Origin of the sequence: Streptomyces sp. NBC_00045 (assembly GCF_045041095.1) — a bacterium.
Classification (GTDB): Bacteria; Actinomycetota; Actinomycetes; order Streptomycetales; family Streptomycetaceae; genus Streptomyces.
On record NZ_CP108271.1, the window covers coordinates 6761611 to 6786706 of the forward strand.

The window sequence follows — 25096 nt, forward strand, 5'->3', positions numbered from 1 at the left end:
GGCCTCAGCCTAGGAACGCGGCGGCACGGACGCACCCTGGACGCCGAATCCGGGGTGCATTAGCTTCCGGCGCCATGAGACTTCTGGGAGTTGGCATGTGCGCGGCGGCTCTGGCCTTGGGTCTGCTGGCCGCCCCGGCCCACGCGGACAGCGGGACGGACGGGACGGACAGGGCGGACGGGGTGGACGCGGGCGACGTACAGGGATTGCGCGGCGTGGGCTGGGCGGTGAAGGACACCGGCAAGGACGCCCGCTTCCGCGGACTGGCGGCTGTCAGCCGCTCCACGGCCTGGGTGGCCGGCTCCAAGGGCACGGTGCTGCGCACCGTCGACGGCGGCCGCACCTGGCGTGACGTCTCACCGCCGGGCGCGGTCCGGGAGGGCCTGGAGCTGCGCGACATCGAGGCCTTCGACGCCCGGCGCGCGGTGGCCCTCTCGATCGGGGAGGGCGAGGCGTCGCGGGTACTGCGCACCGAGGACGGTGGCGCTACTTGGACCGAAGCCTTCCGCAATGCCGACCCGCGCGCCTTCTACGACTGCCTCACCTTCTTCGACTCCCGGCACGGGCTGGCCATGAGCGACCCGGTGGACGGCAGGTTCCGGATCCTGTCGACGGACGACGGGGGCCGCAGCTGGGCGGTGCTGCCGAGCCAGGGCATGCCGGACGCCCTGCCCGGCGAAGCGGGCTTCGCGGCCAGCGGCCAGTGCCTGGTGAGCGCCGGATCACGGGACGTCTGGCTGGCCACGGGCGGCGGCGCGTCCGCCCGGATCCTGCACTCGGCGGACCGCGGCCGCACCTGGCGCGTCGCCGAATCGGGCATCCCGGCGGGCGACCCGGCCAAGGGAGTCTTCGCCCTGGCCTTCCGCGACCGTACGACGGGCCTCGCAGTCGGCGGCGACTACCGCACCGGCGAGGCGTCCCTGCACGCCGCCGCCGTATCGGCGGACGCGGGCCGCACCTGGCGCCCGGCCCCCACCCCGCCGCCCGCGTACCGCTCGGGCGCGGCCTGGCTCCCGCACCTGCGCGGCGCGGCCCTGGCCGTGGGCCCGACCGGCACGGACGTGACGACCGACGGAGGCCGGAACTGGCGGCCGCTGGAGGGGGGATCGTTCGACACGGTCGACTGCACGGCCGACGGCGCATGTTGGGTGGCGGGGGAGAAGGGACGGGTGGCGCGCCTGGAACGGCTCCGACGGCCGTAACGCTCCTGGCGAACCGTCAGGCGTGCGGGGTTCCTTGCCGGGCGTCCCGTGGGGTGGTGAACAGGTCCATTCCCGGGTAGCGGCCCATTTCGAAACCCGCCGCCTTGTAGACGGGTTCACCGTCGGAGCTGGCGTGCAGCTGGATGTAGTGGATCCCGTTGCCGTTCAGCCAGGCGGTGAGCCCGTCGACTATCCGCCGGCCGTGGCCCCGTCCGCGGGCACCGTCGTCGGTGACGATCCCGTCGAGGTAGCCGCGGCGCCCGTCGGTCCACCGGGGACTGGGCAGGTGGTACGTGATCCAGGCCATCCCGGTGGCCAGCAGGGGCTCGCCGGGCGCCCCGCCGACGACCAGGCAGTGCACGTCGGGGCGTTCGTCGATCCGTTCGAGGAACCATCCGCGGGCGACACCCCGCCAGGCGGCGTCGAGGGGCCCGGGATCCATCCCGAGGGCAGCGAGAGCCACCCCCCGGAGCCGCACCAACTCGGGAACATCGGCGGGGACGGCGGGGCGGGGCGGGACGGGCGCGGGGATGGGCGCGGCGGTGGCGGTGGCGTCGTGCACGGGGGCTCCGGGGGTTGGGGTTGGTGGGTGTCGGTCGGGGTCAGGGGCGGGGTCTGTCGACTCGGTGTCGGGAGAGTGTCCGGGGGCGTCCCGCCAGTCCACTGTCCTTCCGTGCCGTGCCGGCCCGTCAAGGGCGCTCCTTCGTCGCGTCGCTTCACGATGTCGCTGCGCTCCACCCTTGACTGGCCGTCACGTCCCGGAATGCCAAAGACTGTCGGGAAGCCCCCGAAGGATGGCCGGGGGGTTCGGATTCCAATATGCCCTGATCACAGATGCTGGCCGGGGCCCCCTGTCCATCCCCCCCCGTTCGGGCCGACAGAAGGCCCGTCCGGAACCCAGGCCGGTTCAAGCCGCACTCGGCAGCGGCGAGAAGCCCGTGCCGGTAGGTGTGGGCCGGCAGACGCATCAGATCGCTACGCGCTTCTCTCCGCTTGGCGTCCGGCGGCCGTCCGGGGTGGGACACGACGACTTCCTCCGTGATCGAGACGGGCCTGATCGCCGTCCTGGTTAGATGACGGGATGGAACGTGTGCTTGGAATCGGCGGGTACTTCATGCGAGCCACCGACCCGGGGGCCCTGAATGCTTGGTACCGCGATTGCCTGGGGCTGGATGCCGATGAGCACAGTCTGTGGCGCCAGGAGGCGGGAGCGACGGTGTTCGCGACGTTCGAGTCCGAGACCGAATACTTCGGATCCCGCACCCAACAGACCATGCTCAACTTCCGTGTCCGCGACCTGGACGCGATGTTGGCGCAATTGCGCGCCAAGGGGGCGGACGTGGCCCAGGAGACTCAGGACATGGAAGGCGTCGGCCGATTCGGCTGGGTCACCGATCCCGAGGGCAATCGGATCGAACTGTGGCAGCCGGCCTGACCATGCCCGCCATCGGGGCGCCCGGTCATAGGCCGCCCACGACCGCCACAGACCCCCCAAGCGGGCGACAGCGCCCCGTTTGCCCCTTTGGTGGCCGGTTGAGAGACAAAAGACGCCCTGACGGAGTGAGGGGCCGAGAAATCCAGCAGCAGACTCCGGCTCGCCGTCTATTCGCCTCCAAGCAGCCCGCAGACGCCCCCAAGGGGCTTCACAATCGACGCATGGGCGGCTTATGAGCGGCCACGGACGGTCGCCGGACGCTAAGCCGGGAGGAGCGCGTAGCGATCTGACGCGTCTGCCGGCCCACACCTACCCACATGGGCTTCTCGCTGCTGCCGAGTGTGGCTTGAACCGGCCTGGGTTCTGGACGGGCTTCTATGGGACCCGAATGGGAGACATGGTCCTCCCCGCGCCCCCGTCATCGGCCCTGCTCAGTCATTCTGGTGGGTTGGACACGGATGACAGGGGGCCCCGGCCAGCATCTCTGATCGGCAATGGCTTGGAACTGAACCCCCCGGACACTCTCCCGACCCCGCCCCACTCAGACCCCGCCCCCAGGATCCCGCCCGATGTCACCGACGCCGACCAACCCGACCCCCGCCCTCCGGCACCCACCACCGAGCGACCGCAACCCGCAACCCGCCACCAAGACCTACACCGCCGGGTTCTCCCGTACCGCCGCCAGGTCCGCGGACGTCTTCGTCGCGATGAATTCCGTGATGCGGTACGAGCAGACGCCGGCCACGGTGAACGGGTCTTCCGACGCGATCTTCTCGATCTCCGCGCGGGAGACGCCCGCAGCCAGGACGATGCCGCCCTCGCGCGGGACCTTGCGGCCCGAGGCGATGAAGACGCCCGAGGCGTAGTAGCCGTCCAGCCAGGCGATGTGGGCGTCCAGCTCCTCTTCGACGGCTTCGATGGGTGCGGTGTAGGTGAGCTCCATGACGAACATGATCGTCAGGCTACTCTCGCACCATCATGACGAGCGCAAAGACCCCCGCCGACGAGGCCGAGGCCCGGGCGATACAAGACGAACTTCGCAGTCAGGTCGTACTCGACGAGTCCGGCCCGCCGCCCGGGCGGGGGCTGGTCGCGGGCGTGGACGTCGCCTACGACGACGAGCGCGACCTGGTCGCCGCCGCGGCCGTCGTCCTCGACGCCGCCACCCTGGAGGTCGTCGAGGAGGCGACCGCCGTCGGGCACGTCAGCTTCCCGTACGTGCCCGGGCTCCTCGCCTTCCGGGAGCTGCCCACCGTGCTGGCCGCGCTGGACGCGCTCGGCGCGGCCCCCGACCTGGTCGTCTGCGACGGCTACGGGCTCGCCCACCCCCGCGGCTTCGGTCTCGCCTGCCACCTCGGGGTGGTCACCGGGCTGCCGAGCATCGGGGTCGCCAAGAACCCGTTCACGTTCACCTACGAGGAGCCCGGGGCCCGGCGCGGCGACGCCGCGCCGCTGGTCGCGGCCGACGGCGCCGTCGTCGGGCGGGCGCTGCGCACGCAGGACGGGATCAAGCCGGTGTACGTCTCCGTGGGGCACCGGGTCTCGCTCGACAACGCCTGCGCCCACGCCCTCGCGCTGAGCCCCCGCTTCCGGATCCCCGAGTCCACGCGGCACGCCGACTCGTTGTGCAGGCGGGCGCTGCGCGAAGCCGCCTCCTGACCGGCCTCCGGCCTTACCGCACCGCCACCACCCGGAAGCGGATGCCGGCCTTCTGGAGCCGGTCCAGCAGGGCGTCGCCCATCGCCACGGCCGTGGTGAGCTGGCCCGCCCGCTCCGGCAGGGCGTCGTAGGCGAGGCACAGCGCCGACTCCGCCAGCATCTTGGCGGTCTCCCCGTAGCCCGGGTCGCCGCCCGAGACCTCGGTGAACACGCGCCGGCCGCCGCCCTCGCCCACGAAGCGGACCGTGAACCAACTGCGGGCCCGGCGCTCCGCGTCCGGGCCGCTGCCCGGCTCCCAGCGACTCATCAGTCGGCGCCGCGCGGCCGGGAGCTGCGCCAGCGCCACAGTCGCGCCGATCGCGGCCACACCGCCGACGGCGACCGGGAGGTGCTTGACCGAGGCGTACTGCCGGTAGCGGAAGTCCGGCCCGTACCGCTCCAGTGCGGCCGCCGAGCGGGTCACGATCCGGGGGTCCAGGGTCGGCAGCGGCAGTGCCCAGGTGCCGGTCTCCCGGCTGTACCGCGGCGCGCCCAGGGGTCCTCGTACGCGCCGCTGCGGGAGCCGGGGCTCGTGCAGTCGGCGCTCGTGCGCCGCGGCCAGGGTCTGCGGCCCGCGGCCCATGGCGGTCAAGGCGGAGGCGAGGGTTCCGCCGGAGAAGGCCGCGTTGGACCGCATGAACCCGTCCACCCGGAGCGGGACGCCCTCCGGCAGTTGCGCCACCGTGAAGTACGCGCCGAGGTCGGCCGGGATAGAGTCGAAGCCGCAGGCGTGCACGAGCCGTGCGCCGGTCTCCCGGGCCCGGGCGTCGTGCCGGACGTACGTCCGGTCCACGAACTCCGGCTCGCCGGTGAGGTCCACGTAGTCCGTGCCCGCCGCGGCGCAGGCGGCGACCAGCTCGGCCCCGTACAGGACGTACGGTCCGACGGTCGTGGCCAGGACCCGGGTCGAGGCGGCCAGGTCCCGTACGGCTGCCGCGTCCCCGGCGTCCACGCGGAGCAGCGGCAGCGACGCGCACCCGGGGTCGAGTTCGGTCAGCCGCTCGCGCAGCCGCTCCAGCTTGCCGAGGTCGCGGCCGGCGAGGGCCCACCGGCAGTCGGCGGGGGCGTGCGCGGCGAGGTACTCGGCGGTCAGGGCCCCGACGAATCCGGTCGCCCCGAAGAGCACCAGGTCGTGGGCCCGTTCGGGGGTCCGGTCACGTCCCGCGGACTCGTCGGCCTGCCGGTTCTGTGCGTTCATCACGGCTCCTCCGCGCTCGTGTCGGTGGCTGAGGCTAACCCGCGGCCGGTGCTGGAAGAACAGCGCCCCGGGTCGGGCCTGGACGGCCGTTCCCGGGGCGCTGTTCTTCGGCGTGCGAATGATCACCTGTCGGTGGATCAGTTCTCTTGGTACATGCCGAAGACGTCGACGATGAGGTCGGCGTTGCCGTCGCTCTGGTTCCAGAAGTCGATGAGGCCGCTGGAGCCGGTGCTCGCCTGGACCAGGTTCGGGACGGTCTTGCCCGTCGTCCAGTTCAGGGTCGAGGAGCCGGGCGGGGTCGGCTGGCTCGCCGCGTCGTTGTCGTACTCGTCCAGCGTGTTCGGGTCCGGGGCGACGGCGAGGAAGCCGCTGTCCTTGGTGTTGGTCACCGTGGTGTTCAGCACGAAGCCCGTGACGCCGGAGCCGGGCTCGGACATCGCCGTGTAGATGTAGTCGCGGCCGGCCAGGGGGCCGTAGACCGGGTCCTTGGGGTCGCGGGTGTCGATCATGCGCTCCGGCGTGAACGGCAGGTACGAGCCCTTGCTCTGGGGGCTGTAGTAGCCGACGACGTCGACGATGACGTCGGCCGGGTTCCAGCCGCCGTTGCGGACGCTGATCTTGCCGTCGGGGCCGACGGGGACGATCACCGAGTTGGCGATGGTCTGGCCCGTGGTGAAGTTCACGTTGGACGCGGTCGGCGCCTGCTGGCCGCTCGGGTAGACGGTCAGGTGGCCGTCGCTCTTCGGGTTGGTGACGGTCACGTTGAGCGCCACGGCGGTGACGCCGGAGGCCGGGACCTTGCCGAGGCCGCTGATCTGGGTGCTGAAGGACCCGTAGCCGGCGAGCTGGCCCTTGGCGGTGCCCGTGCCGCTGCGGGTGTCGACGAAGCGCTGCGGCGCGAGGGGGGTGTAGCCGCTGGACGCGGTCTGCGTGAAGTAGCCGGTGACGTCGGCGATGAGGTCGACCGACTCCCAGCCGCCGTTGTACAGGTTGACGTAGCCGTTCTCGCCGACCGGCACGATGACCAGGTTCGGGACGGTCTGGCCGGGCACGAAGTTGACGTTCGACGTGCTGGGCTTCTCGTCGCCGTCGGCGAAGGCGGTGACGTGGCCGCCGCTGGTGGTGTTGGTGGCGGTGACGTTGAGGACGACCGCGGTCACGCCCGCGGGGATGCCGCCGTTGCCGCCGATCTTCAGGTGCGCGGAGCTGTACGGGGCGACCTTGGTCTTCGGGGCGCCGGTGCCGTTGCGGGTGTCCAGCAAGCGGGTCGGGCCGTACGGGGTGTAGTCCGAGCCCCCGGTCTTGACGGCCACCTCGTTGGTGACCACGGTGTTGGCGGCCTGGTCCGTCACGGTGACCTTGACGGTGTAGGTGCCGAGTTCCGCGTAGGTGTGCTCCGACACCACGACCTGGGTACCTGCGGCCGAGGCGGCGGTGACGGCCCCGTCGCCCCAGTCGACGCTGACGTCGAGCGGGGTGGCCGCGCTGGTGATGGAGCTCTCCAGCGTGATCGCGTGCGCCGTGGTGGGGGAGGCCTCCAGGCCGACGGCGAGGGTCGGGTTCGCGCCGGCGGTCTCCGTCATGGGCGCGGCCGTCATGGGGGCGGCCGCCGTTCCGCTCTTGGTGGCCGGCGCGGACTGCGCGGTCTGCCGGGTCGACCGGTCTGCGGGGCTGGTGAACTTGGCGCCGTTCGTCGGGCCGGCCTGGGTGAGGTCGGGCTTGCTGACGCCGTGGGCATCGCCGGTGGCCTGGCCAGCCGCGTGCGCCATGCCCGGTATAAGAGAAATGCCGGCTGCGAAGACGGCGGCAGAAGCTGCGAGTCGGCGGTAGGACACCGAGCCCCCTATGGATCCGTGAGCCCTTGGCCAGGGCTGAAAGTCCGCTCAGATTACATAGCCACTGAGCTTCCGCTTACGGGCCCCCGCCTTAAGCGCGCAGATCTGCCGCCGGCGGACCGGGGGTGGCCCGAAGACCGCCCCCGAACCGCTGTGACCAGCCATTTTGCTGGTGCGTATCAGTTGTCCGTGTAGACACCGAAAAGGTCGACGACGAGGTCGATGTCGCCATCGCTCTGATTCCAGTAATCGATGACGCCGGTGGAGCCGGTGCTCGTCTGGACCAGGTTCGGAACCGTGTCGCCGTAGGTCCAGTTCAGGGTGGAGGAGGTCGGAGTGGGCGGCCAGGTGTTCGTGTGGTTCTCGTAGTCCTCCTTCGTGTTCGGGTCCGGGGCGACCGAGAGGAAGCCGGTGTCGCGGGTGTTGGTCACCGTGGTGTTCAAGGCGAACCCCTTGGTGTGCGGGTACCCCGAGGCGAGGGGCATGTGGACGTAGCCGCGGCCGCCCAGCGGTCCGTAGACCCACTCGCGCGTGTCGAGCAGCCGGAACGGCTGGACCGGCAGGTAGGCGTTCGCGCTGTACGGGCTGTAGTAGCCGACGACGTCGACGATGACGTCGGCCGGGTCCCAGCCGCCATTGCGGACGCTGATCTTGCCGTCGGGGCCGACGGGGACGATCACCGAGTTGGCGATGGTCTTGGCCGGGGTGAAGTTCACGTTGGACGCGGTCGGCGGCTGCTGCCCGCTCGGGTAGACGGTCAGGTGGCCGCTGCCCTTGGGGTTGGTGACCGTCACGTTGAGCGCCACGGCGGTGGCCCCGGCCGAGACGCCGCTGACGCCGTTGACCTGGGTGCTGAAGGTCCCCTGGCCGGGGACCTGGCCCTTGGTGGTGCCGAGACCGGAGCGGGTGTCGACGAGGCGGACCGGCGACATCGGGGTGTAGCCGCTGGCCGCGGTGTGCGTGAAGTACCCGGCGACGTCCGCGACCAGGTCGACCGACTCCCAGCTGCCGTTGTACAGGTTGACGTAGCCGTTCTCGCCGACCGGCACGATGACCAGGTTCGGGACGGTCTGACCGCGGCCGAAGTTGAGGTTCGAGGTCTTCGGCTGCTCGTCGCCGTCGGCGAAGGCCGTGACGTGGCCCTCGCTGGTGGTGTTGGTGGCGGTGACGTTGAGGACCACCGCGGTCACGCCGGCCGGGATGCCGCCGTTCCCGCCGATCTTCAGGTGAGCCGAGGAGTACGGGGCCACCTTGGCCGCCGGCGCGCCCGTCCCGTCGCGGGTGTCCAGCAGGCGGGTCGGGCCGTACGGGGTGTAGTTCGACCCCTCCGTGGTGACCACGATGTCGTTGGAGACCACGGTCTGGGTGGCCTGGTCGGTGACGCTCACCTTGACCGTGTACGTGCCGAGCTGGTCGTAGGTGTGCGACTCGGTGACGGTCTGGGCGCCGGCGGCGTAGTCGTTCGTCGTCTTGTTGTCGCCCCAGTCGACGTGGACCGAGAGCGTCGTGGGCGCGCTCGTGATGTCGGCCTTCAGCTCCAGGCCGCGCCCGGTGGTGGTCGTGGCGTGCAGCCCCACCGCGAGGGCGGGGTTGGTCTCGGCAGCCTGCGGGGCGGCCGGGGCCTTGCTCCCGCCGGCCGCCGGGGCCTGCCGCGCCGATCGGCCGGCCGGGCTGGTGAACGTGGTGAACTTCGGCGCGGCGGCCTTGCTCATGTCCGGCGCGGCGACCCCGTGGGTCTTGCCGGCGGCCGGGCCGGCCGCGTGGGCCACGACGGGTACGAGTGAGATGCCGGCCGCGAGAACGGCCGCGGATGCTGCGATTCGGCGATGAGACACCGAGCCCCCCAAAAAGTCGGTGAGTCCTTGATCAGGACTGAAATCCCGCTCAGAGTACAGACGGCCCCACCCTTTGCCATGCGAGTTTCCGCAGGTGGGAAGGGGTTTAGTCGGAGGAACGCGGTCCGGTTTTCCGGCCGACGCCCGGGGGTCGGCGCTAGCGTGAGGACCGACTGCGAGTGCGAGCAGGTGTGACCTGTGCTGAGTGGAGGCGTCCATGAAGGCTGCGGTGCGCAAGTGGGAGGCGGTGCGGGAGTTTGCCCGGGGGCTGCCGGAGGCGGCGGAGGAGTTTCCCTGGGGTCCCGAGGACTGCGTCGTGAAGGTCAACAAGAAGATCTTCGTGTTCCTGGGCAACACCGACGGCCCGCAACCGCCCGGGCTCTCCGTGAAGCTCAAGGACGAGGCGCTGCACGGCCACGCCATGACCGCGCCCGGGGCGGAGCCGACCGGGTACGGGCTGGGGAAGGCCGGCTGGGTCTCCGTACCGCTGGGGGAGAAGGGGGCGCCGCGCCTCGACGTGCTGTGCGAGTGGGTGGAGGAGAGCTACCGCACGGTCGCCCTCAAGCGGCACCTGAAGGAACTCGACGCACGGCTCGGCGGACGGCTCGATGCGCGAAACGCGCCAACCGGCTAAGCGGTTGCTCTTGTGCTGAGTGGAACGCGTTCCTAGCATCACTGGTGTTACATCGGTTGTGTCACACAGTGGCGGCGGTGGCGCCAGGGATGCTGGGGGCTCGATGGCAGTGACAGGGAACGTGCCCGGCAGCGGCCCGCTCGCGGGCGTGCGCGTCGTCGAACTGGCGGGCATCGGCCCGGGCCCGTTCGCCGCCATGCTCCTCGCCGACCTGGGGGCGGACGTCGTACGGGTGGACCGGCCCGGCGGTGGCGCCCTCGCGGTCGATCCCGCCTACGACGTCACCAACCGCGGCAAGAGGTCCGTCCTGATCGACCTGAAGGCCGCCGAGGGCCCCGCCCGCGTACTGGAGCTGGTCGAGCGGGCCGACGTCCTGATCGAGGGGCTGCGCCCCGGGGTCGCGGAGCGGCTCGGCGTCGGCCCCGAGGACTGCCACGCGCGCAATCCGAAGCTGGTGTACGGCCGGATGACCGGCTGGGGCCAGGACGGGCCGCTCGCGCACACCGCCGGGCACGACATCGCGTACATCGCCGTCACCGGCGCCCTCGGCATGATCGGGGATCCGGGCGGGCCCCCGGCCGTCCCCGCCAACCTGGTCGGGGACTACGCGGGCGGCTCGCTCTACCTGGTCATCGGCATCCTCGCGGCCCTCCAGCACGCCCGTACCCCCGGCGGCGCCGGCCAGGTCGTGGACGCGGCCATCGTCGACGGCACCGCACACCTCACCGCGATGATCCACGGGATGATGGCGGCCGGCGGCTGGCAGGACCGGCGGGGAGCCAACCTCCTCGACGGTGGCTGCCCCTTCTACGGCACGTACGAGACCTCAGACGGCGGGTACATGGCGGTCGGCGCGCTGGAACAGCAGTTCTACGACACGTTCGTCGAGCTGCTCGGCATCAAGGACGGGGCCCCGGCCCGCAAGGACCCGGCCCGCTGGGGCGAGCTCCGCGAGACGGTCGCCGCCCGCTTCAAATCCCGTACCCGGGAGGAGTGGACCGCGGTCTTCGAGGGCTCCGACGCCTGCGTGGCGCCCGTACTGTCGCTGCGCGAGGCGCCGCGTCACCCGCACCTCGCCGCCCGCGGGACCTTCACCGAGTTCGGCGGGATCGTCCAGCCCGCCCCTGCCCCGCGGTTCTCCGCGACCCCGACCCGCGTCACCTCCGAACCCGCCCGGCCGGGCGCGCACACCGAGTCCGTGGCCGCCGACTGGGACGTACCGGCCCTGCTCACGAAGGACGCCTGATGGAACTGTCCATGATGCTGGACTACTCGGGGGACCCGCGCCGGGCCGCCGACGAGGCGGCGGCACTGGAGGCGGCCGGGCTCGACGCCGTGTGGGTCGCCGAGGCCTGGGGCTTCGACTCCCCGACGATCATGGGCTACCTGGCGGCCCGCACCGAGCGGATGAAGATCGGCTCGGCCATCCTCAACGTCTACTCCCGCACCCCCGCCCTCATCGCCCAGACGGCGGCCGGGCTCGACGCGGTATCCGGCGGCAGGGCGCTGCTGGGCCTGGGGGCCTCCGGCCCGCAGGTCGTCGAGGGCTGGCACGGCAAGCCGTACGACAGGCCGCTCGGCCGGACCCGCGAGACCGTCGAGCTGTGCCGCCGGATCTGGCGCCGCGAGACGATCGACCACCACGGCATCACCGACATGCCGCTGCCGGCTTCGCTGGGCGGCAGGCACGGCAAGCCGCTGAAGATCCTCACCCGGCCGGTGCGCGACGCGGTCCCCGTCTACATCGCCTCGCTCGGGCCCGCGAACGTGCGGATGACCGCCGAGATCGCCGACGGCTGGCTGCCCACCCTGTTCATCCCGGAGAAGGCGCACGCCGTGTGGGGCGCGCCGCTCGCCGAGGGCGCCGCCCGCCGCGACCCCGCGCTCGGCCCGCTGCAGACCGTGGCCGGGGGCCTGCTCGCGATCGGAGAGGACGCGGCCGCCGTACGCGACCTGGCGCGCCCCCAGATCGCCCTGTACGTCGGCGGGATGGGCGCCGTCGGCAAGAACTTCTACAACGACCTCGCCGTCGCCTACGGGTACGAGGAGGAAGCCCGGAAGATCCAGGAGCTCTACCTCTCCGGCCGCAAGCGCGACGCGGCGGCGGCCGTCCCGGACGAGTTCTGCGAGCTCATGACGCTGTGCGGGCCGCAGAGTTACGTACGCGAGCGGGTCGAGGCCTTCCGGGAGGCGGGCGTCACCATGCTCAACGTCACACCCGTCGGCGCCGAGCCGGCCCGGCTGATCGCAACCGTCAAGAGCTGGCTCTAGGGGGCCCCGATGCAACGCCGCATCTTCGACGCCGACCACGAGGCGTTCCGCGAAACGGTCCGCACCTTCCTCACCAAGGAGGTGCTGCCGCACTACGAGCAGTGGGAGAAGGACGGCATCGTCAGCCGCGAGGCCTGGCGGGCTGCCGGCCGGCAGGGCCTGCTGGGCCTGGCCGTACCGCAGGAGTACGGGGGCGGCGGGAACAGCGACTTCCGGTACGCCGCCGTGATCGCTGAGGAGTTCACGCGGGCCGGTGCGGCCGGGCTCGCGATCGGCCTGCACAACGACATCATCGGCCCGTACCTGACCTCGCTCGCCACCGAGGAGCAGAAGCGGCGCTGGCTGCCCGGTTTCTGCTCCGGCGAGACGATCACCGCGATCGCGATGACCGAGCCCGGCGCGGGCTCCGACCTCCAGGGGATACGGACCAGCGCCGAGGACCGGGGCGACCACTGGGTGCTCAACGGTTCCAAGACCTTCATCTCCAACGGCATCCTCGCCGACCTGGTGATCGTGGTCGCCAAGACCACTCCGGAGGGCGGGGCGCACGGCCTGTCGCTGCTGGTGGTCGAGCGCGGCACGGAGGGCTTCGAACGCGGCCGCAACCTCGACAAGATCGGCCAGAAGGCGCAGGACACCGCCGAGCTGTTCTTCCACGACGTACGCGTCCCCAAGGAGAACCTGCTCGGCGAGCTGAACGGCGCCTTCGTCCACCTGATGACCAACCTCGCCCAGGAGCGGATGGGCATAGCGATGGCCGGCATCGCCGCCGCCGAGCACCTGCTGGAGATCACCACCCGTTACGTGAAGGAGCGCGAGGCCTTCGGGCGGCCGCTCTCCAAGCTCCAGCACATCCGGTTCGAGATCGCGGAGATGGCCACCGAGTGCGCCGTCACCCGTACGTTCCTGGACCGCTGCATCGTCGACCACTCCAACGGCGAGCTGGACCACGTCCACGCGTCGATGGCCAAGTGGTGGGCGACCGAGCTCCAGAAGCGGGTCGCCGACCGCTGCCTGCAACTGCACGGCGGGTACGGCTACATGAGCGAATACCCGGTCGCGCGGGCCTTCACCGACGGCCGCATCCAGACCATCTACGGCGGCACGACCGAGATCATGAAGGAGATCATCGGCCGTTCGCTGCTCGCCTGACCCCTCCCTCGGCCCACCTTCCCCGGCCGGCCTCCCCTTGGAACCCTCCGAAAGGCTTGACCAGTGAGCACCGAAGCTTACGTATACGACGCGATCCGCACGCCGCGCGGCCGCGGCAAGGCCAACGGCGCCCTGCACGGCACCAAGCCGATCGACCTGGTCGTCGGCCTCATCAACGCGCTGCGCGAGCGCAACCCCGGCCTGGACCCCGCCACCATCGACGACATCGTCCTCGGCGTCGTCGGCCCGGTCGGCGACCAGGGCTCCGACATCGCCCGCATCGCGGCCATCGCCGCGGGACTCCCGGACACCGTGGCCGGCGTACAGGAGAACCGCTTCTGTGCCTCCGGTCTGGAGGCCGTCAACCTGGCCGCCGCCAAGGTCCGCTCCGGCTGGGAGGACCTCGTCCTGGCGGGCGGCGTGGAGTCGATGTCCCGCGTCCCGATGGCCTCCGACGGCGGCGCCTGGTTCAACGACCCGATGACCAACTGGGACACCGGCTTCGTCCCGCAGGGCATCGGCGCCGACCTGATCGCCACCATCGAGGGCTTCTCCCGCCGCGACGTGGACGAGTACGCCGCCCTCTCCCAGGAGCGGGCCGCCGCGGCCATCAAGGACGGTCGCTTCGCGAAGTCCGTCGTCCCCGTCACCGACCGCAACGGCCTGGTCGTCCTGGACCACGAGGAGTTCGTCCGCCCGGGCACCACCGCCGACACCCTCGCGGGGCTCAAGCCGTCCTTCGCGGACATCGGCGACCTCGGTGGCTTCGACGCCGTCGCCCTGCAGAAGTACCACTGGATCGAGAAGATCGACCACGTCCACCACGCGGGCAACTCCTCCGGCATCGTCGACGGCGCCTCGCTCGTCGCGATCGGCACCCGCGAGGCGGGCGAGCGCAACGGTCTGGCGCCCCGCGCCCGGATCGTCTCGGCCGCCGTGTCCGGCTCCGAGCCCACCATCATGCTCACCGGCCCCGCCCCGGCCACCCGCAAGGCCCTCGCCAAGGCCGGCCTGACCATCGACGACATCGACCTGATCGAGATGAACGAGGCCTTCGCCGGCGTCGTCCTGCGCTTCGTCAAGGACATGGGCGTCTCCCTCGACAAGGTCAACGTCAACGGCGGCTCCATCGCGCTGGGCCACCCGCTCGGAGCCACCGGCGCGATGCTGCTCGGCACCGTCATCGACGAACTGGAGCGCCAGGACAAGCGCTACGGGCTCGTCACCCTCTGCGTCGGCGGCGGCATGGGCGTCGCGACCGTCGTCGAGCGGCTCTGAACCGCGTCCTGATCCCCAGACCTCCTCTCTGACACGGAAGTAGCGAGAACATGAGCGAGTCCACCACGATCCGCTGGGAACAGGACGAGACCGGCGTCGTCACCCTGGTCCTCGACGACCCCAACCAGTCCGCCAACACGATGAACCAGGCCTTCAAGGACTCCATCGCGGCGATCGCCGACCGCGCCGAGGCCGAGAAGGACTCCATCCGCGGCATCATCTACACCTCCGCCAAGAAGACCTTCTTCGCGGGCGGCGACCTCAAGGACATGATCGGGCTGCGCCCCGAGCACGCACGGATCGCCTTCGACACCGGTACCGCGATCAAGAGCTCGCTGCGCCGCATCGAGACCCTCGGCAAGCCCGTCGTCGCCGCCATCAACGGCGCTGCCCTCGGTGGCGGTTACGAGATCTGCCTCGCTTCCCACCACCGCGTCGCCCTCGACGCCCCCGGCTCCAAGATCGGCCTGCCCGAGGTCACCCTCGGCCTGCTCCCGGCCGGCGGCGGCGTCACCCGTACCGTGCGCCTGATGGGCATCGCCGACGCGCTGCTCAAGGTGCTGCTCCAGGGGACCCAGTACAACCCGCAGCGCGCCCTGGACAACGGCCTCGTCCACGAACTGGCCGCCACTCCCGAGGAGATGCTGGCCAAGGCCCGCGCCTTCATCGACGCGAACCCCGAGTCGAAGCAGCCCTGGGACGTGCCCGGCTACAAGATCCCGGGCGGTACGCCGTCCAATCCGCGCTTCGCCGCCAACCTCCCGGCGTTCCCCGCGAACCTGAAGAAGCAGCTGAACGGGGCCCCGTACCCGGCCCCGCGCAACATCCTGGCCTGCGCCGTCGAGGGTGCGCAGGTGGACTTCGAGACCGCCCTGACGATCGAGGCCCGCTACTTCACCGAGCTGGTCACCGGGCAGACCGCCAAGAACATGATCCAGGCGTTCTTCTTCGACCTCCAGGCCGTCAACGCCGGCCGCAGCCGCCCGCAGGGCATCGCGCCCCGCACGGTCACCAAGGTCGCCGTCCTCGGCGCGGGCATGATGGGCGCGGGCATCGCGTACTCCTGCGCCCGCGCGGGCATCGAGGTGGTCCTGAAGGACGTCACGCCCGAGGCCGCCGCCAAGGGCAAGGCGTACTCCGAGCTGCTGCTCGACAAGGCGTTCGCCCGCGGCCGCACGACCGAGGCCCAGCGCGCCGAACTCCTCGCCCGGATCACGCCGACCGCCGAGGCCGCCGACTTGGCCGGCTGTGACGCCGTCATCGAGGCCGTCTTCGAGGACACCTCCCTCAAGCACAAGGTGTTCCAGGAGATCCAGGACGTCATCGCCCCCGACGCGCTGCTGTGCTCCAACACCTCCACGCTGCCCATCACGGGCCTCGCGGAAGGCGTTTCGCGCCCCGAGGACTTCATCGGGCTGCACTTCTTCTCGCCCGTCGACAAGATGCCGCTCGTGGAGATCATCAAGGGCGAGCGCACCGGCGACGAGGCCATCGCCCGCGCCTTCGACCTCGTACGGCAGATCAACAAGACCCCGATCGTGGTCAACGACTCGCGCGGCTTCTTCACCTCGCGCGTCATCGGCCAGTTCATCAACGAGGGCGTGGCGATGGTCGGCGAGGGCGTCGAACCCGCGTCCGTCGAGCAGGCCGCCGCCCAGGCCGGATACCCGGCCAAGGTGCTCTCCCTGATGGACGAGCTCACCCTCACCCTCCCGCGCAAGATCCGCAACGAGACCCGCAAGGCCTTCGAGGCCGAGGGCCGGACGTGGACCGCGCACCCCGCCGACACGGTCATCGACCGGATGGTCGACGAGTTCGGCCGCCCCGGCCGCAGCGGCGGAGCCGGGTTCTACGCGTACGACGAGGCGGGCAAGCGCGCCGGCATCTGGCCGGGCCTGCGCGAGCACTTCGCCAAGCCGGACGTGGAGGTCCCCTTCGAGGACATGAAGGAGCGGATGCTGTTCTCCGAGGCCCTGGACACCGTCCGCTGCCTCGACGAGGGCGTGCTGACCTCGATCGCCGACGCCAACATCGGCTCCATCATGGGGATCGGCTTCCCGGCCTGGACCGGCGGCGTGATCCAGTACATCAACGGCTACGAGGGCGGCCTGCCCGGCTTCGTAGCCCGCTCCCGCGAGCTGGCCGAGAAGTACGGCGAGCGCTTCACCCCGCCGGCCTCGCTGGTCGAGAAGGCCGAGCGCGGCGAGACGTACGCGGACTGAGCCCCCGCCGGCGCGTCCGGTCCGGTGGGGAGAGTCCCGCCCCCGCCGGACCGGACCCGTCGACCACCTGCTCACAGCGGCTGGCTCAGGGCCGTGCGCTCATGTCCGCGCGGTCGCGTTCCCGTGCTCGCGCACCGCGATCCGGGCCAGTTTCGTCAGCATCATGCCGTTGCGGACGCCGACGACGTAGGCCACCGGGAGCCCGTGCATCCGGGCTCCGGGGCCCCTGAGCGGGTGCCAGTCCAGGGTGAAGAGGGTGTGGGCGCCCCAGGGCGTCAGGTTCATGGCGATGCGGGCCGCGCCGAAGGGATCGGCCTTCGCCTCCAGCTCCAGCCGCCGTTCCGGTTCGCAGATCCGCACCACGCAGATGTCGTCGAGGGTGAGCGGGCCGACCCCGACACGGACCCGCAGGCGCGCGCCCACCTGCGGCCAGTGCGGATCGACGGCGAGCACCTCCCGGGTCCCCGTGACCCACTCCCCGTAGCGGCGGCCGTCGGACAGCAGGTGCCAGACCTCCGACGGCGAGCTCCGGATCAGACAGCGGTTGCGGGCCAACGCCGATCACGCTCCTTGGGGACGGTGGGGGCCGGACGGGGCGCGCACGCTCCGGTGCCCGCCCGCCCGCCTGCGCTGCCCCCAGCCTCTGGCCGGCCGGCCGCCCGCGCAGGCCGACGGGGCCGAACGGAGTCCGCGCCGGGCCCGGGGCGGGTCAGCCGGCCTCGGAGGAGAACGCCGCGCGCAGTTCCTCCTTCAGCGACCGCTGGAACGCGGTCACCAGCGCCTGCACCACCATCGGCTGCATGTGCGCGGACAGCGCCTTCATCGACTCCACCCGCTCCGGGTCGCTCTCGCCCTCGGTGAACGGCCCCCACACCTCGTCCCGGAACAGCGCCGTCAGCTCGTGCGCCGCCGTCCGCGCGTGCTCCAGCAGCACCTTGCGGGCCACCAGGATCGTCTCGTGCGCGATCGGCACGTCCAGCAGCGCGACCCCCAGCCGCAGCAGCCCCACGTCCACCCGGAACCCCTGCGGGGCCGGCGCCAGCACGTTCATCGCCGTCAGCCGCCGGATGTCCGTGTCCGTCAGCGGGCGCCCGGCCCGCTTCTCCAGCTCCTCCCGCGAGGACTCCAGCGCGGAGTCCGGGGCCCAGGTCGCCACCAGTGCCCGGTGGATCGCCAGGTCGTGCGGGCTCAGGTCGGCCGGCAGCGCGTCCAGGTACCGCTCGATCGCCGACAGCGTCATGCCCTGGTGCTGCAACTCCTCGATCAGCGCCAGCCGCGAAAGGTGCTCCGGGCCGTAGTGGCCCACCCGACGGGGTCCGATCACGGGAGGGGGCAAAAGCCCGCGGGTGCTGTAGAACCGTACGGTGCGGACGGTCACACCCGCCCGGGCGGCCAGCTCGTCGACGGTGAGCGTGGGCTCGGGTGCCTGGGTGGTCATGGTCGCCGCCTCGCTCTCTGTTCCACGCTGCCCGTGAGTCGGTACCGCTTCAACAGTATTGCTGTCGCACCAACGATGTGAAACGGCCAGGAGCTGCCCATGACCATGAAACTGCGACTGCCCGGACGACCCGAAGAGCTCACGCTGCCCACCCTGCTGGCACGCAACGCCGCCGAGTACGGCGATCTCCCCGCCCTGTCGTGGCGCGAGGGCGACGGATGGACGACCCTCGGCTGGAGCGAGGTCCGCCGCAAGGTCGCCGTCCTCGCCTCCGGATACGCCGCCCTCGGCATCGAACGGGGCGAACACGTCCTGATCATGATGGGCAACCGCCCCGAACACTGGCTGAGCGACCTCGCCCTCGTCCACCTCGGCGCCGTCCCCGTCACCGTGTACGGGACCTCCGCGCCCGAGCAGATCGCCCACATCGCCCGCCACAGCCGGGCCCGGGTCGCCGTCCTCGAAGGCGCCCGCGAGCTGGCCCGGTGGGAACCGCTGCTCGCCGACGGGCAGGTGCCCCTGGAGCGGCTGGTCGTGGCCGAGGCCGCCGAGGCGGGCCCGCACCGCACGTACGGCTCCCTGTACGCGAGCGGCGCCCGCACGCACCGGCCGGACGCCTTCGAGAAGGCCTGGCAGGAGACCCGCCCCGAGGACCCGCTGACCGTCGTCTACACCTCGGGCACCACCGGGGACCCCAAGGGCGTGCGGCTGACCCACCGCAACATCATGCTCCAGGCCGTCCGCCTCGACCGGCGCACGGAGTTGCCCGAGCACGCCGAGCACATCTGCTACCTGCCGTTCGCGCACATCGCCGAGCGGATCCTCGGCATCTACCTGCCGCTGCTGCGGGCCGCGCACGTCCGGCTGGTCGCCGACCCGGCAGCCGTGGCGCCTGCCGTCCGCGAGCTGCACCCGGTGCAGTTCTTCGGCGTGCCCCGCGTGTGGGAAAAGCTCGCCGCGTCCGTACGGGCCGTGCTCGCACAACTTCCGGCCGCACAGCGGGAGTCCATCGAGGCCGCGAACGACCTCGCCCGGGCCCGCGCGGGCCACCGGGAGCGCGGCGAGCGCATCCCGCCCGCGCTGGAGGCCTCGTACGCCCGCGCCAAGGAGCAGGTCCTGGACCCGCTGCTGGGCCTGGCCGGGCTGGACCGGCTGGTGTGGACGGCCAGCGCCACCGCGCCGATGCCGATCGACGTGGTCCGGTTCTGGGCGGGCTGGGGGATCACCATCATGGACGCATGGGGGCTCACCGAGACCTCGGGCGTGTGCACGGTCAACAGCCCGGACGACTTCCGGCTGGGTTCGGTCGGCCGCCCCATCGAGGGCCTGGAGCTGAGGCTCGCCGAGGACGGGGAGATCTTCACGCGCGGCGCGACCGTCTTCGGCGGCTACCTGCGGGCCGACGGCTCGGTGGAGAGCGCGCACGACGCCGAGGGCTGGTTCCCGACCGGGGACATCGGCCGGCTCGACGACGACGGGTTCCTCTGGCTGACCGACCGCAAGAAGGAACTGATCATCACCTCGAACGGCAAGAACGTCTCGCCGGCCCTGGTGGAGAACACCGTCAAGGAGCATCCGCTGATAGGCCAGGCCTTGGTGCACGGCGACGGCCGCTCCTACCTCGTCGCCCTGCTGGTGCTCGACGGGGAGCTGGCTCCGGCATGGGCGGCGGCCCGCGGCATCGAGGCCGGCTCACTCGCCGAGCTCGCCGCGCACCCGGCCGTGCGCGAGGAGGTCGCCCGCGCCGTCGAGGCGGCCAACGCCCGCCTCAACCGGACCGAACAGATCAAGCGGTACCGGCTGCTGACCGAGGAATGGGGCCCCGACTCCGGGGAACTCACACCGTCACTGAAACTGCGCCGCCGCGTGGTCCGGGACAAGTACGGCGCTCTGCTCGACGGGCTCTACGAGGACCCGCAATCCCCCGTGGCCCCGTAGCCCGAAAGACTCCGTCCGGTGGGCGCGAGCGCGCCCACCGGAGGGGCCGGGAAAATGCCGGAGCCCGGTTTCAGCCGCGAGGAGATCCAGGGCCGACCGGCCGCGCCCACGCTTGGCTGGACACCGCCGCCCGCCGTGGGCAGGATCGCCCGGATGCGACTGCTCGCGGCGGGCTGGGTGATGCCCATCCGCTTGGCCGCGCCGCTGAGGCTGCCTATCCGCGCGACTGCGAGCAGCAGCTCCAGCGCCCCCAGGTCCGGTACCCGGTGCCAGCGGAACCCACGGCAGGAGGGGTCACGGATATCGTGGGCCCAGACATTCGGCTTCGCGCCGGACGCGGAGTGTTGGACGAGTTCGTGCCCGCCCACACGGATGACGTGGTCGCAGCGGCAGCAGATCTGCCCCACGGCGCTCACAGCAGTTCCCTTGTCGCCTGCGGGCAACTCGGGTCGCACCGCACGATGGGCCAGACCCTCTCGAAGCCGCGGACCCTGGCCTCGCCGCTCGGGACGGGGCCGGAGTCCGCGGCGCCGCAGTCCCAACAGGCTTCGCCGTGAAGACGGGCGTTGGGTCATGCGGCGGGCTCGGCGACGCGTGGCGATGCACTGCCCGATGCGGTCGGCCAGGGGCGCACCGTACCGGGTCCGGAACCAACCTGCCGCGACTACTCCTTGACGATGTCGACGAGACCGTACAAGGAGTCGACCGACCAGTCCGCGGCCGCTCGGACAGCCGGGTCGTCGGCCCACCAGAATCCCCACGGCCCGCGGCGCAGGTGCGCGGTCCGCAGTCCGGCGGCGCGCGCCGGCAGGATGTCGTTCGCCGGGTGGTCACCGACGTACAGGGTCTCTTCCGCAGGCGCGCCAGAGACCTGTAGTACCCGGGCGAAGAACTCGGGCGAAGGCTTCGCCGCACCCCACTCGCCCGAGGTCACGACCAGATCCGCAGGCAGGTCCAGGGCGCGCAGCAGAGCCCCCGCGCGGACCGTCTGATTCCCCGCGACGACCACCCGGACGCCGGCCGCGCGGAGCGCCGCGAGCGCGGGTCGGACGTCGTCGTACAGGTCTGTATCGTCGAGCTGCTCACCACGGCCGGCGGCCTCGCGAGCTGCGTACTCCGCGCCCACGTCCAGGCCCGGCCGCAGGAGGCGCAGCGCGTCCGCGTTGTCCCTGCCGTCTACGACGACCGCTCCGACGAGTGCGGACAAGGTGTGTCGCGGCACGCCGAGCCAGTCGGCCCAGGACGCCCAGTAGCGGTCATCGCGGGTCAAGGTCTCGCCCACGTCCAGCACCACGGTACGCATCACTCGGCCAGCCTGCGGGCCGCCGGGCCCCGGGTGCCTCGTACGGCGGGCACCCGGGAGCGCGCACTAGCGGCCGATCAGCGGGTAGTGGTCGGAGAGGTTGGTGTAGGTGTACGAGGTGCCCCAGCTGGAGACCGTCCAGGGCGCCGACTGCTCCTTGACCACGTTGTTCTCCCAGCCCGACGGGCGGGCGTTGCCCTTGCGGTAGAGGACGTAGTCCAGGTCCTCGCGCGGGTCGGTCGGGTAGCGGTAGTTCGCAATGGAGTTCAGCGCGGTGTCGAACGAGTACGGGTGGCCCGTGCGCGAGTCGGCGTCCGCCAGGTCGGCGTTGGCGAGCATGGACGCGAACTCGGGGGAGCGCGAGTCGACGTTCATGTCGCCGGCGACGATGACCTGCTCGTTCGCCGGGATGTTCTTGCCGTCCAGGAAGGCGTCTATCGCATTGAACTGGCGGGCGCGCATCTGCGCCGCCTCACCCGCGCCGCAGCCCGGGTCGGTGGACTGGGCGTGGGTGCCGACCACGTGGACCTTGGTGCCGCCCACGTTCAGCACGACGTAGGCGAAACCCTTGTTGGACCACCAGTCGGCGCCGCAGGCGTCCTTGTAGACGACCTGCTCCTTGCGGACGATCGGCCACTTGCTGAGGACCGTGACACCGCCGTCCTCCGGGGTGGTGGAGGAGTACGAGCCGCCCGTGGCGTCCCAGCCGCTCTTGCTGCGGCCGACGACCGGGGTCTGGTACGGGTACTGCGCCGAGGCGTTGGACTTCAGCGCGTCCGAGGCGCCGTTGTCGAAGGCCTCCTGGAGCACGACCACGTCGTGCCCCTGGAAGAAGGACGCCTTGGGGATCTCCGAAGCCCGGTGGTCCTGACCCCAGTTGGGGTAGAGGTTCTTGCTCATCAGGAAGGTGTTGTACGTGAGGACGCTGAGCCGCGGGGCCGCGGTGCTCTCCGCGGCCGAGGCGGCCGGCGCGCTGGTGGCGGCCAGCGCGCCGGCGGCGATCGCCGCAACGGCCGTGGCGGCGGCGCGGCGGCCGGAGGTGAGCTTGGTGGGCAGCATGAGGTCTCCATCATTCCGCGGGGGGAGATCGACTCCGTCATCCAAGCAGCCGCGGTTACCTCTGGGTAACACCCGTGACAAGACTTTCTGTCCGGGAGCGGACGTCTGGCACTCGCATACTGGAACCATGCGAGAAACAGAGCTCCCCGCACCCGGACCGACGGCCGCGCGCCGCCCCGATCCCGAGCCGCCGGCCCCCGGCGGGGTGCTCTGGACCATCTCCGGCGACATCCGGGCCCTGCTGATGCTGCCCGCCGCCTTCACCCTGCAGGTCGCCCACCCCGCGATCGGCGCAGGCGTCGACGAGCACTCGGTCTTCCGCACCGACCCCTGGGGGCGCGGCGAGCGCTCGCTGCGCTCCGTCCAGCTGTGGGTGTACGGCGGGGAGGAGGCCGCCGAGGAGGGCCGCCGCGTGCGCCGCCTGCACAAGGAGATCCAGGGCATCGACACCCGGGGACGGCGCTACCACTCCCTCGACCCCGCCTGCTACTCCTGGGTGCACGCCACCGGTTTCCCGATCTACCTGTACGCCGGGCGGTACCTGCTGCGCCGGTTCACCCCCGCCCAGGAGCGGCAGCTGTACCGGGAGTGGCTCCAGGTCGGCCGGATCCTCGGCATCCACGACCGGGACATGCCGCAGAGCATCGAGGAGTACTGGGTCTACTACCGCCGGATGCTGGCCGAGGAGATCGAACCCACCAAGGTCGCCCGCGAACTGGTCGCCACCGACGTACCACTGCCCCGGCCCGAGGGCGGCTCCCTGCCGGTACGGCTGCTGCTGCGGCTCACCTGGCCGCTGCTCCGCACGGCCTTCCTGCGCTTGCGGGCCTTCGTGACCGTCGGGTACATGCCGCCCGACGCCCGCGCCGCCATCGGGCTGGAGTGGAGCCCGGCCCAGGAGCGCAGGCTCCGCCGGCTCAGCACGGCGGTGCGGCTGCTCGTACCGCTGCTGCCGGAGCGTCTGCGGTACCTGCCCGTCGCGCGGGCGGCACGAGCCCGGTGGCGCGCCGGCACCCCCTGAGGGGCGCCGGCGCGCGGGCCGTCGTACTCAGTGCCCGTGGATCGAGTCCGTCGCCGCGATCTTCTTCCAGGACTTCGGCTCCACCGGCTTCACCGGCTTCACGGCGGGGGCCTTGAGCGACCGGCCGGCCGGGGACGCCGCGGCGGCAGGCGGGGCGAACACCGGCTTGCCCGGGGTGTACAGCCAGGTCTCGAAGAGCTGCGCCAGCGGCTTGTTCGACACCTTCTCCGCGTACCGGACGAAGTCGCCGACCTTGGCGTTGCCGTAGGCCCGCTCCGTCGGCCAGCCCTTGAGGACCTCGAAGAACTTCTCGTCGCCGATCTCGTTGCGCAGCGCCTGGAGGGCGATCGCACCGCGGTCGTAGACGGCCCCGTGGAACTGGTTGTCCGGGCCCGGGTCGCCCGGCTTCACCTGCCAGAACGGGTCGTCCGCCGACCGCAGCCCGTACGCCCAGTCGGCGAGTTCCTGCGCGGTGCCCTCGCCCTCCTTCTCCGACCACAGCCACTGGCTGTAGCGGGCGAAGCCCTCGTTGATCCAGATGTCCTTCCAGCCGTCGACGGACACGCTGTCGCCGTACCACTGGTGGGCCAGCTCGTGCACGACCACCGACACGTTGGCGCCGTTCGCGAACTGCTTCGGGCTGTAGAACGGCCGGGTCTGCGTCTCCAGGGCGAAGCTCGACGGCACGTTCGGCACGTAGCCGCCCAAGGCGTTGAACGGGTAGGGCCCGAAGACCCCCTCCAGCCACTCGGCGACCTCGCCGGTCCGCTCCACGCTCGCACGCGCCGCACCCGCGTTGTCGCCGAGGTCCTTGCTGTACGCATTGAGGACGGGCAGGCCGCTGGCCGTCTTGTCGGTGGTGACGTCGAACTTGCCGATGGCGAGGGTGGCGAGGTACGTGGCCTGCGGCTTGTTCGAGCGCCAGTTGTACCGGGTCCAGCCGAGCCGGGAACTCTGCGACTGGAGCACGCCGTTGCTGATCGCCTGCGTGCCGTCGGGGACGTTGACCGAGACGTCGAAGGTGGCCTTGTCGAGCGGGTGGTCGTTGCTCGGGAACCACCAGACGGCCGAGTCGGGCTCCTGCGCGGCGACGCCGCCGTCCGGGGTCCGCTGCCAGGCCGACCAGCCGTCGATCTTGAACTCCGAGGGCTTTCCTGCGTACTTGACGACGACGGTCGCCGGCTTGTCCTTCTGCAGCGGCTGGGCGGGGGTCACCTCCAGCTCGTGGGCCCCGGAGGTGGCGAACTTCGCCTTGGCGCCGTTGACCCGGATCTCGCTGACCTTCAGGCCGAAGTCCAGGTTGAAGCGGGAGAGTTCCTGCTTGGCGGTGGTCAGGAGGGTGGCGGTGCCCTCCAGCAGGTCGGTCTTGGGCTGGTACTGCAGGCGCAGGTCGTAGTGGGACACGTCGTATCCCGTATTGCCGCTGGTCGGGTAGTAGGGATCACCGATACCCGGGGCACCTTGGACCGAACTCGCCGCCGACGCCGGGATCACCAGCAGGAGGGAAGCGGCGAGCACGCTCGGGGCGATGACTTTGCGGTGCACGAAGAGCTCCAAGGGGTAGGGGAGACAGTTCC

The 25096-nt window shown here is 71.5% G+C and carries 21 protein-coding genes and 1 pseudogene; 11 read left to right on the forward strand and 11 right to left on the reverse strand.

Going from position 1 to position 25096, the window contains the following annotated elements:
• The first annotated feature begins 95 nt into the window (after nucleotides 1–95).
• Nucleotides 96–1202, forward strand: coding sequence for a WD40/YVTN/BNR-like repeat-containing protein (locus tag OHA65_RS31350; protein ID WP_405763465.1), 1107 nt, complete (start codon nucleotides 96–98; stop codon nucleotides 1200–1202).
• A 16-nt stretch (nucleotides 1203–1218) separates the two neighbouring features.
• Here the strand turns inward: OHA65_RS31350 and OHA65_RS31355 are convergent, their stop codons facing one another.
• The gene (locus OHA65_RS31355) at nucleotides 1219–1764 is read right to left on the reverse strand and encodes a GNAT family N-acetyltransferase (RefSeq protein ID WP_327279497.1); all 546 of its coding nucleotides are present in this window, start codon (nucleotides 1762–1764) and stop codon (nucleotides 1219–1221) included.
• A gap of 519 nt (nucleotides 1765–2283) precedes the next feature.
• Here OHA65_RS31355 and OHA65_RS31360 point away from each other — a divergent pair.
• On the forward strand, nucleotides 2284–2637 hold the full coding sequence (locus OHA65_RS31360) for a VOC family protein (protein WP_327279498.1): 354 nt from the start codon (nucleotides 2284–2286) through the stop codon (nucleotides 2635–2637).
• A gap of 652 nt (nucleotides 2638–3289) precedes the next feature.
• On the opposite strand, the gene OHA65_RS31365 is transcribed toward OHA65_RS31360, so the two are convergent.
• Entirely contained in the window at nucleotides 3290–3589 is a 300-nt protein-coding gene (locus OHA65_RS31365) for a YciI family protein (RefSeq protein ID WP_327279499.1), read from the reverse strand.
• A 26-nt stretch (nucleotides 3590–3615) separates the two neighbouring features.
• On the opposite strand from OHA65_RS31365, the gene OHA65_RS31370 reads away from it, so the two are divergent.
• A complete protein-coding gene (locus OHA65_RS31370) occupies nucleotides 3616–4296 on the forward strand; it encodes an endonuclease V (RefSeq protein ID WP_327279500.1) in 681 nt (226 codons plus the stop codon).
• 13 nt (nucleotides 4297–4309) lie between these two features.
• Here the strand turns inward: OHA65_RS31370 and OHA65_RS31375 are convergent, their stop codons facing one another.
• The 3 genes from OHA65_RS31375 to OHA65_RS31385 form a co-directional block, all read right to left on the reverse strand.
• Nucleotides 4310–5533: a saccharopine dehydrogenase NADP-binding domain-containing protein gene (locus OHA65_RS31375; protein WP_328764297.1), complete on the reverse strand. Its 1224-nt coding sequence runs from the start codon at nucleotides 5531–5533 to the stop codon at nucleotides 4310–4312.
• Between the two features lie 137 nt (nucleotides 5534–5670).
• Nucleotides 5671–7302 (reverse strand): PKD domain-containing protein, encoded by a 1632-nt coding sequence (locus tag OHA65_RS31380; RefSeq protein WP_329315120.1) that lies wholly within the window; start codon nucleotides 7300–7302, stop codon nucleotides 5671–5673.
• A 245-nt stretch (nucleotides 7303–7547) separates the two neighbouring features.
• Entirely contained in the window at nucleotides 7548–9203 is a 1656-nt protein-coding gene (locus tag OHA65_RS31385) for a hypothetical protein (RefSeq protein ID WP_405762912.1), read from the reverse strand.
• A 217-nt stretch (nucleotides 9204–9420) separates the two neighbouring features.
• Here OHA65_RS31385 and OHA65_RS31390 point away from each other — a divergent pair, with 217 nt between their 5' ends.
• The 6 genes from OHA65_RS31390 to OHA65_RS31415 all read left to right on the forward strand — a co-directional run bounded on the left by OHA65_RS31390 (nucleotide 9421) and on the right by OHA65_RS31415 (nucleotide 16760).
• Nucleotides 9421–9837, forward strand: a complete 417-nt coding sequence (locus tag OHA65_RS31390; RefSeq protein WP_327279504.1) for an MmcQ/YjbR family DNA-binding protein — start codon at nucleotides 9421–9423, stop codon at nucleotides 9835–9837.
• A 103-nt stretch (nucleotides 9838–9940) separates the two neighbouring features.
• On the forward strand, nucleotides 9941–11083 hold the full coding sequence (locus tag OHA65_RS31395) for a CaiB/BaiF CoA-transferase family protein (protein WP_327279505.1): 1143 nt from the start codon (nucleotides 9941–9943) through the stop codon (nucleotides 11081–11083).
• Complete coding sequence (locus tag OHA65_RS31400) at nucleotides 11083–12108, forward strand: LLM class F420-dependent oxidoreductase (RefSeq protein ID WP_328764300.1); 1026 nt, start codon at nucleotides 11083–11085, stop codon at nucleotides 12106–12108. Before OHA65_RS31395 ends, OHA65_RS31400 begins: the two co-directional genes overlap by 1 nt.
• Before the next feature lie 9 nt (nucleotides 12109–12117).
• Complete coding sequence (locus OHA65_RS31405) at nucleotides 12118–13260, forward strand: acyl-CoA dehydrogenase family protein (RefSeq protein ID WP_327279507.1); 1143 nt, start codon at nucleotides 12118–12120, stop codon at nucleotides 13258–13260.
• A gap of 63 nt (nucleotides 13261–13323) precedes the next feature.
• Nucleotides 13324–14538: an acetyl-CoA C-acetyltransferase gene (locus OHA65_RS31410; RefSeq protein ID WP_327279508.1), complete on the forward strand. Its 1215-nt coding sequence runs from the start codon at nucleotides 13324–13326 to the stop codon at nucleotides 14536–14538.
• A 50-nt stretch (nucleotides 14539–14588) separates the two neighbouring features.
• Nucleotides 14589–16760 carry a 3-hydroxyacyl-CoA dehydrogenase NAD-binding domain-containing protein gene (locus OHA65_RS31415; RefSeq protein ID WP_327279509.1) on the forward strand — a complete coding sequence of 724 codons (2172 nt, stop codon included), beginning with the start codon at nucleotides 14589–14591 and terminating at the stop codon, nucleotides 16758–16760.
• A gap of 99 nt (nucleotides 16761–16859) precedes the next feature.
• Here OHA65_RS31415 and OHA65_RS31420 read toward each other — a convergent pair whose 3' ends face one another.
• Together OHA65_RS31420 and OHA65_RS31425 are read right to left on the reverse strand one after the other, a co-directional pair.
• Nucleotides 16860–17315 carry an SRPBCC family protein gene (locus tag OHA65_RS31420; protein WP_327279510.1) on the reverse strand — a complete coding sequence of 152 codons (456 nt, stop codon included), beginning with the start codon at nucleotides 17313–17315 and terminating at the stop codon, nucleotides 16860–16862.
• Between the two features lie 154 nt (nucleotides 17316–17469).
• Nucleotides 17470–18198, reverse strand: a complete 729-nt coding sequence (locus OHA65_RS31425; RefSeq protein ID WP_327279511.1) for a MerR family transcriptional regulator — start codon at nucleotides 18196–18198, stop codon at nucleotides 17470–17472.
• Between the two features lie 99 nt (nucleotides 18199–18297).
• On the opposite strand from OHA65_RS31425, the gene OHA65_RS31430 reads away from it, so the two are divergent.
• Complete coding sequence (locus tag OHA65_RS31430; RefSeq protein ID WP_371645383.1) at nucleotides 18298–20136, forward strand: long-chain fatty acid--CoA ligase; 1839 nt, start codon at nucleotides 18298–18300, stop codon at nucleotides 20134–20136.
• Between the two features lie 143 nt (nucleotides 20137–20279).
• On the opposite strand, the pseudogene OHA65_RS31435 reads toward OHA65_RS31430, so the two are convergent.
• The 3 genes and pseudogenes from OHA65_RS31435 to sph all read right to left on the reverse strand — a co-directional run.
• Nucleotides 20280–20438: pseudogene (locus tag OHA65_RS31435) on the reverse strand (LysR family transcriptional regulator); the annotation flags it as partial.
• Nucleotides 20439–20800: 362 nt separating this feature from the next.
• Complete coding sequence (locus OHA65_RS31440) at nucleotides 20801–21439, reverse strand: HAD family hydrolase (RefSeq protein ID WP_327285854.1); 639 nt, start codon at nucleotides 21437–21439, stop codon at nucleotides 20801–20803.
• A gap of 66 nt (nucleotides 21440–21505) precedes the next feature.
• Nucleotides 21506–22498, reverse strand: coding sequence for a sphingomyelin phosphodiesterase (gene sph / locus OHA65_RS31445; RefSeq protein WP_327279513.1), 993 nt, complete (start codon nucleotides 22496–22498; stop codon nucleotides 21506–21508).
• Nucleotides 22499–22625: 127 nt separating this feature from the next.
• Between sph and OHA65_RS31450 the strand changes: the two genes are divergently transcribed.
• Nucleotides 22626–23519: an oxygenase MpaB family protein gene (locus OHA65_RS31450; RefSeq protein ID WP_327279514.1), complete on the forward strand. Its 894-nt coding sequence runs from the start codon at nucleotides 22626–22628 to the stop codon at nucleotides 23517–23519.
• Nucleotides 23520–23546: 27 nt separating this feature from the next.
• On the opposite strand, the gene OHA65_RS31455 is transcribed toward OHA65_RS31450, so the two are convergent.
• On the reverse strand, nucleotides 23547–25064 hold the full coding sequence (locus OHA65_RS31455) for a M1 family metallopeptidase (protein WP_405762916.1): 1518 nt from the start codon (nucleotides 25062–25064) through the stop codon (nucleotides 23547–23549).
• Between the last annotated feature and the right edge of the window lie 32 nt (nucleotides 25065–25096).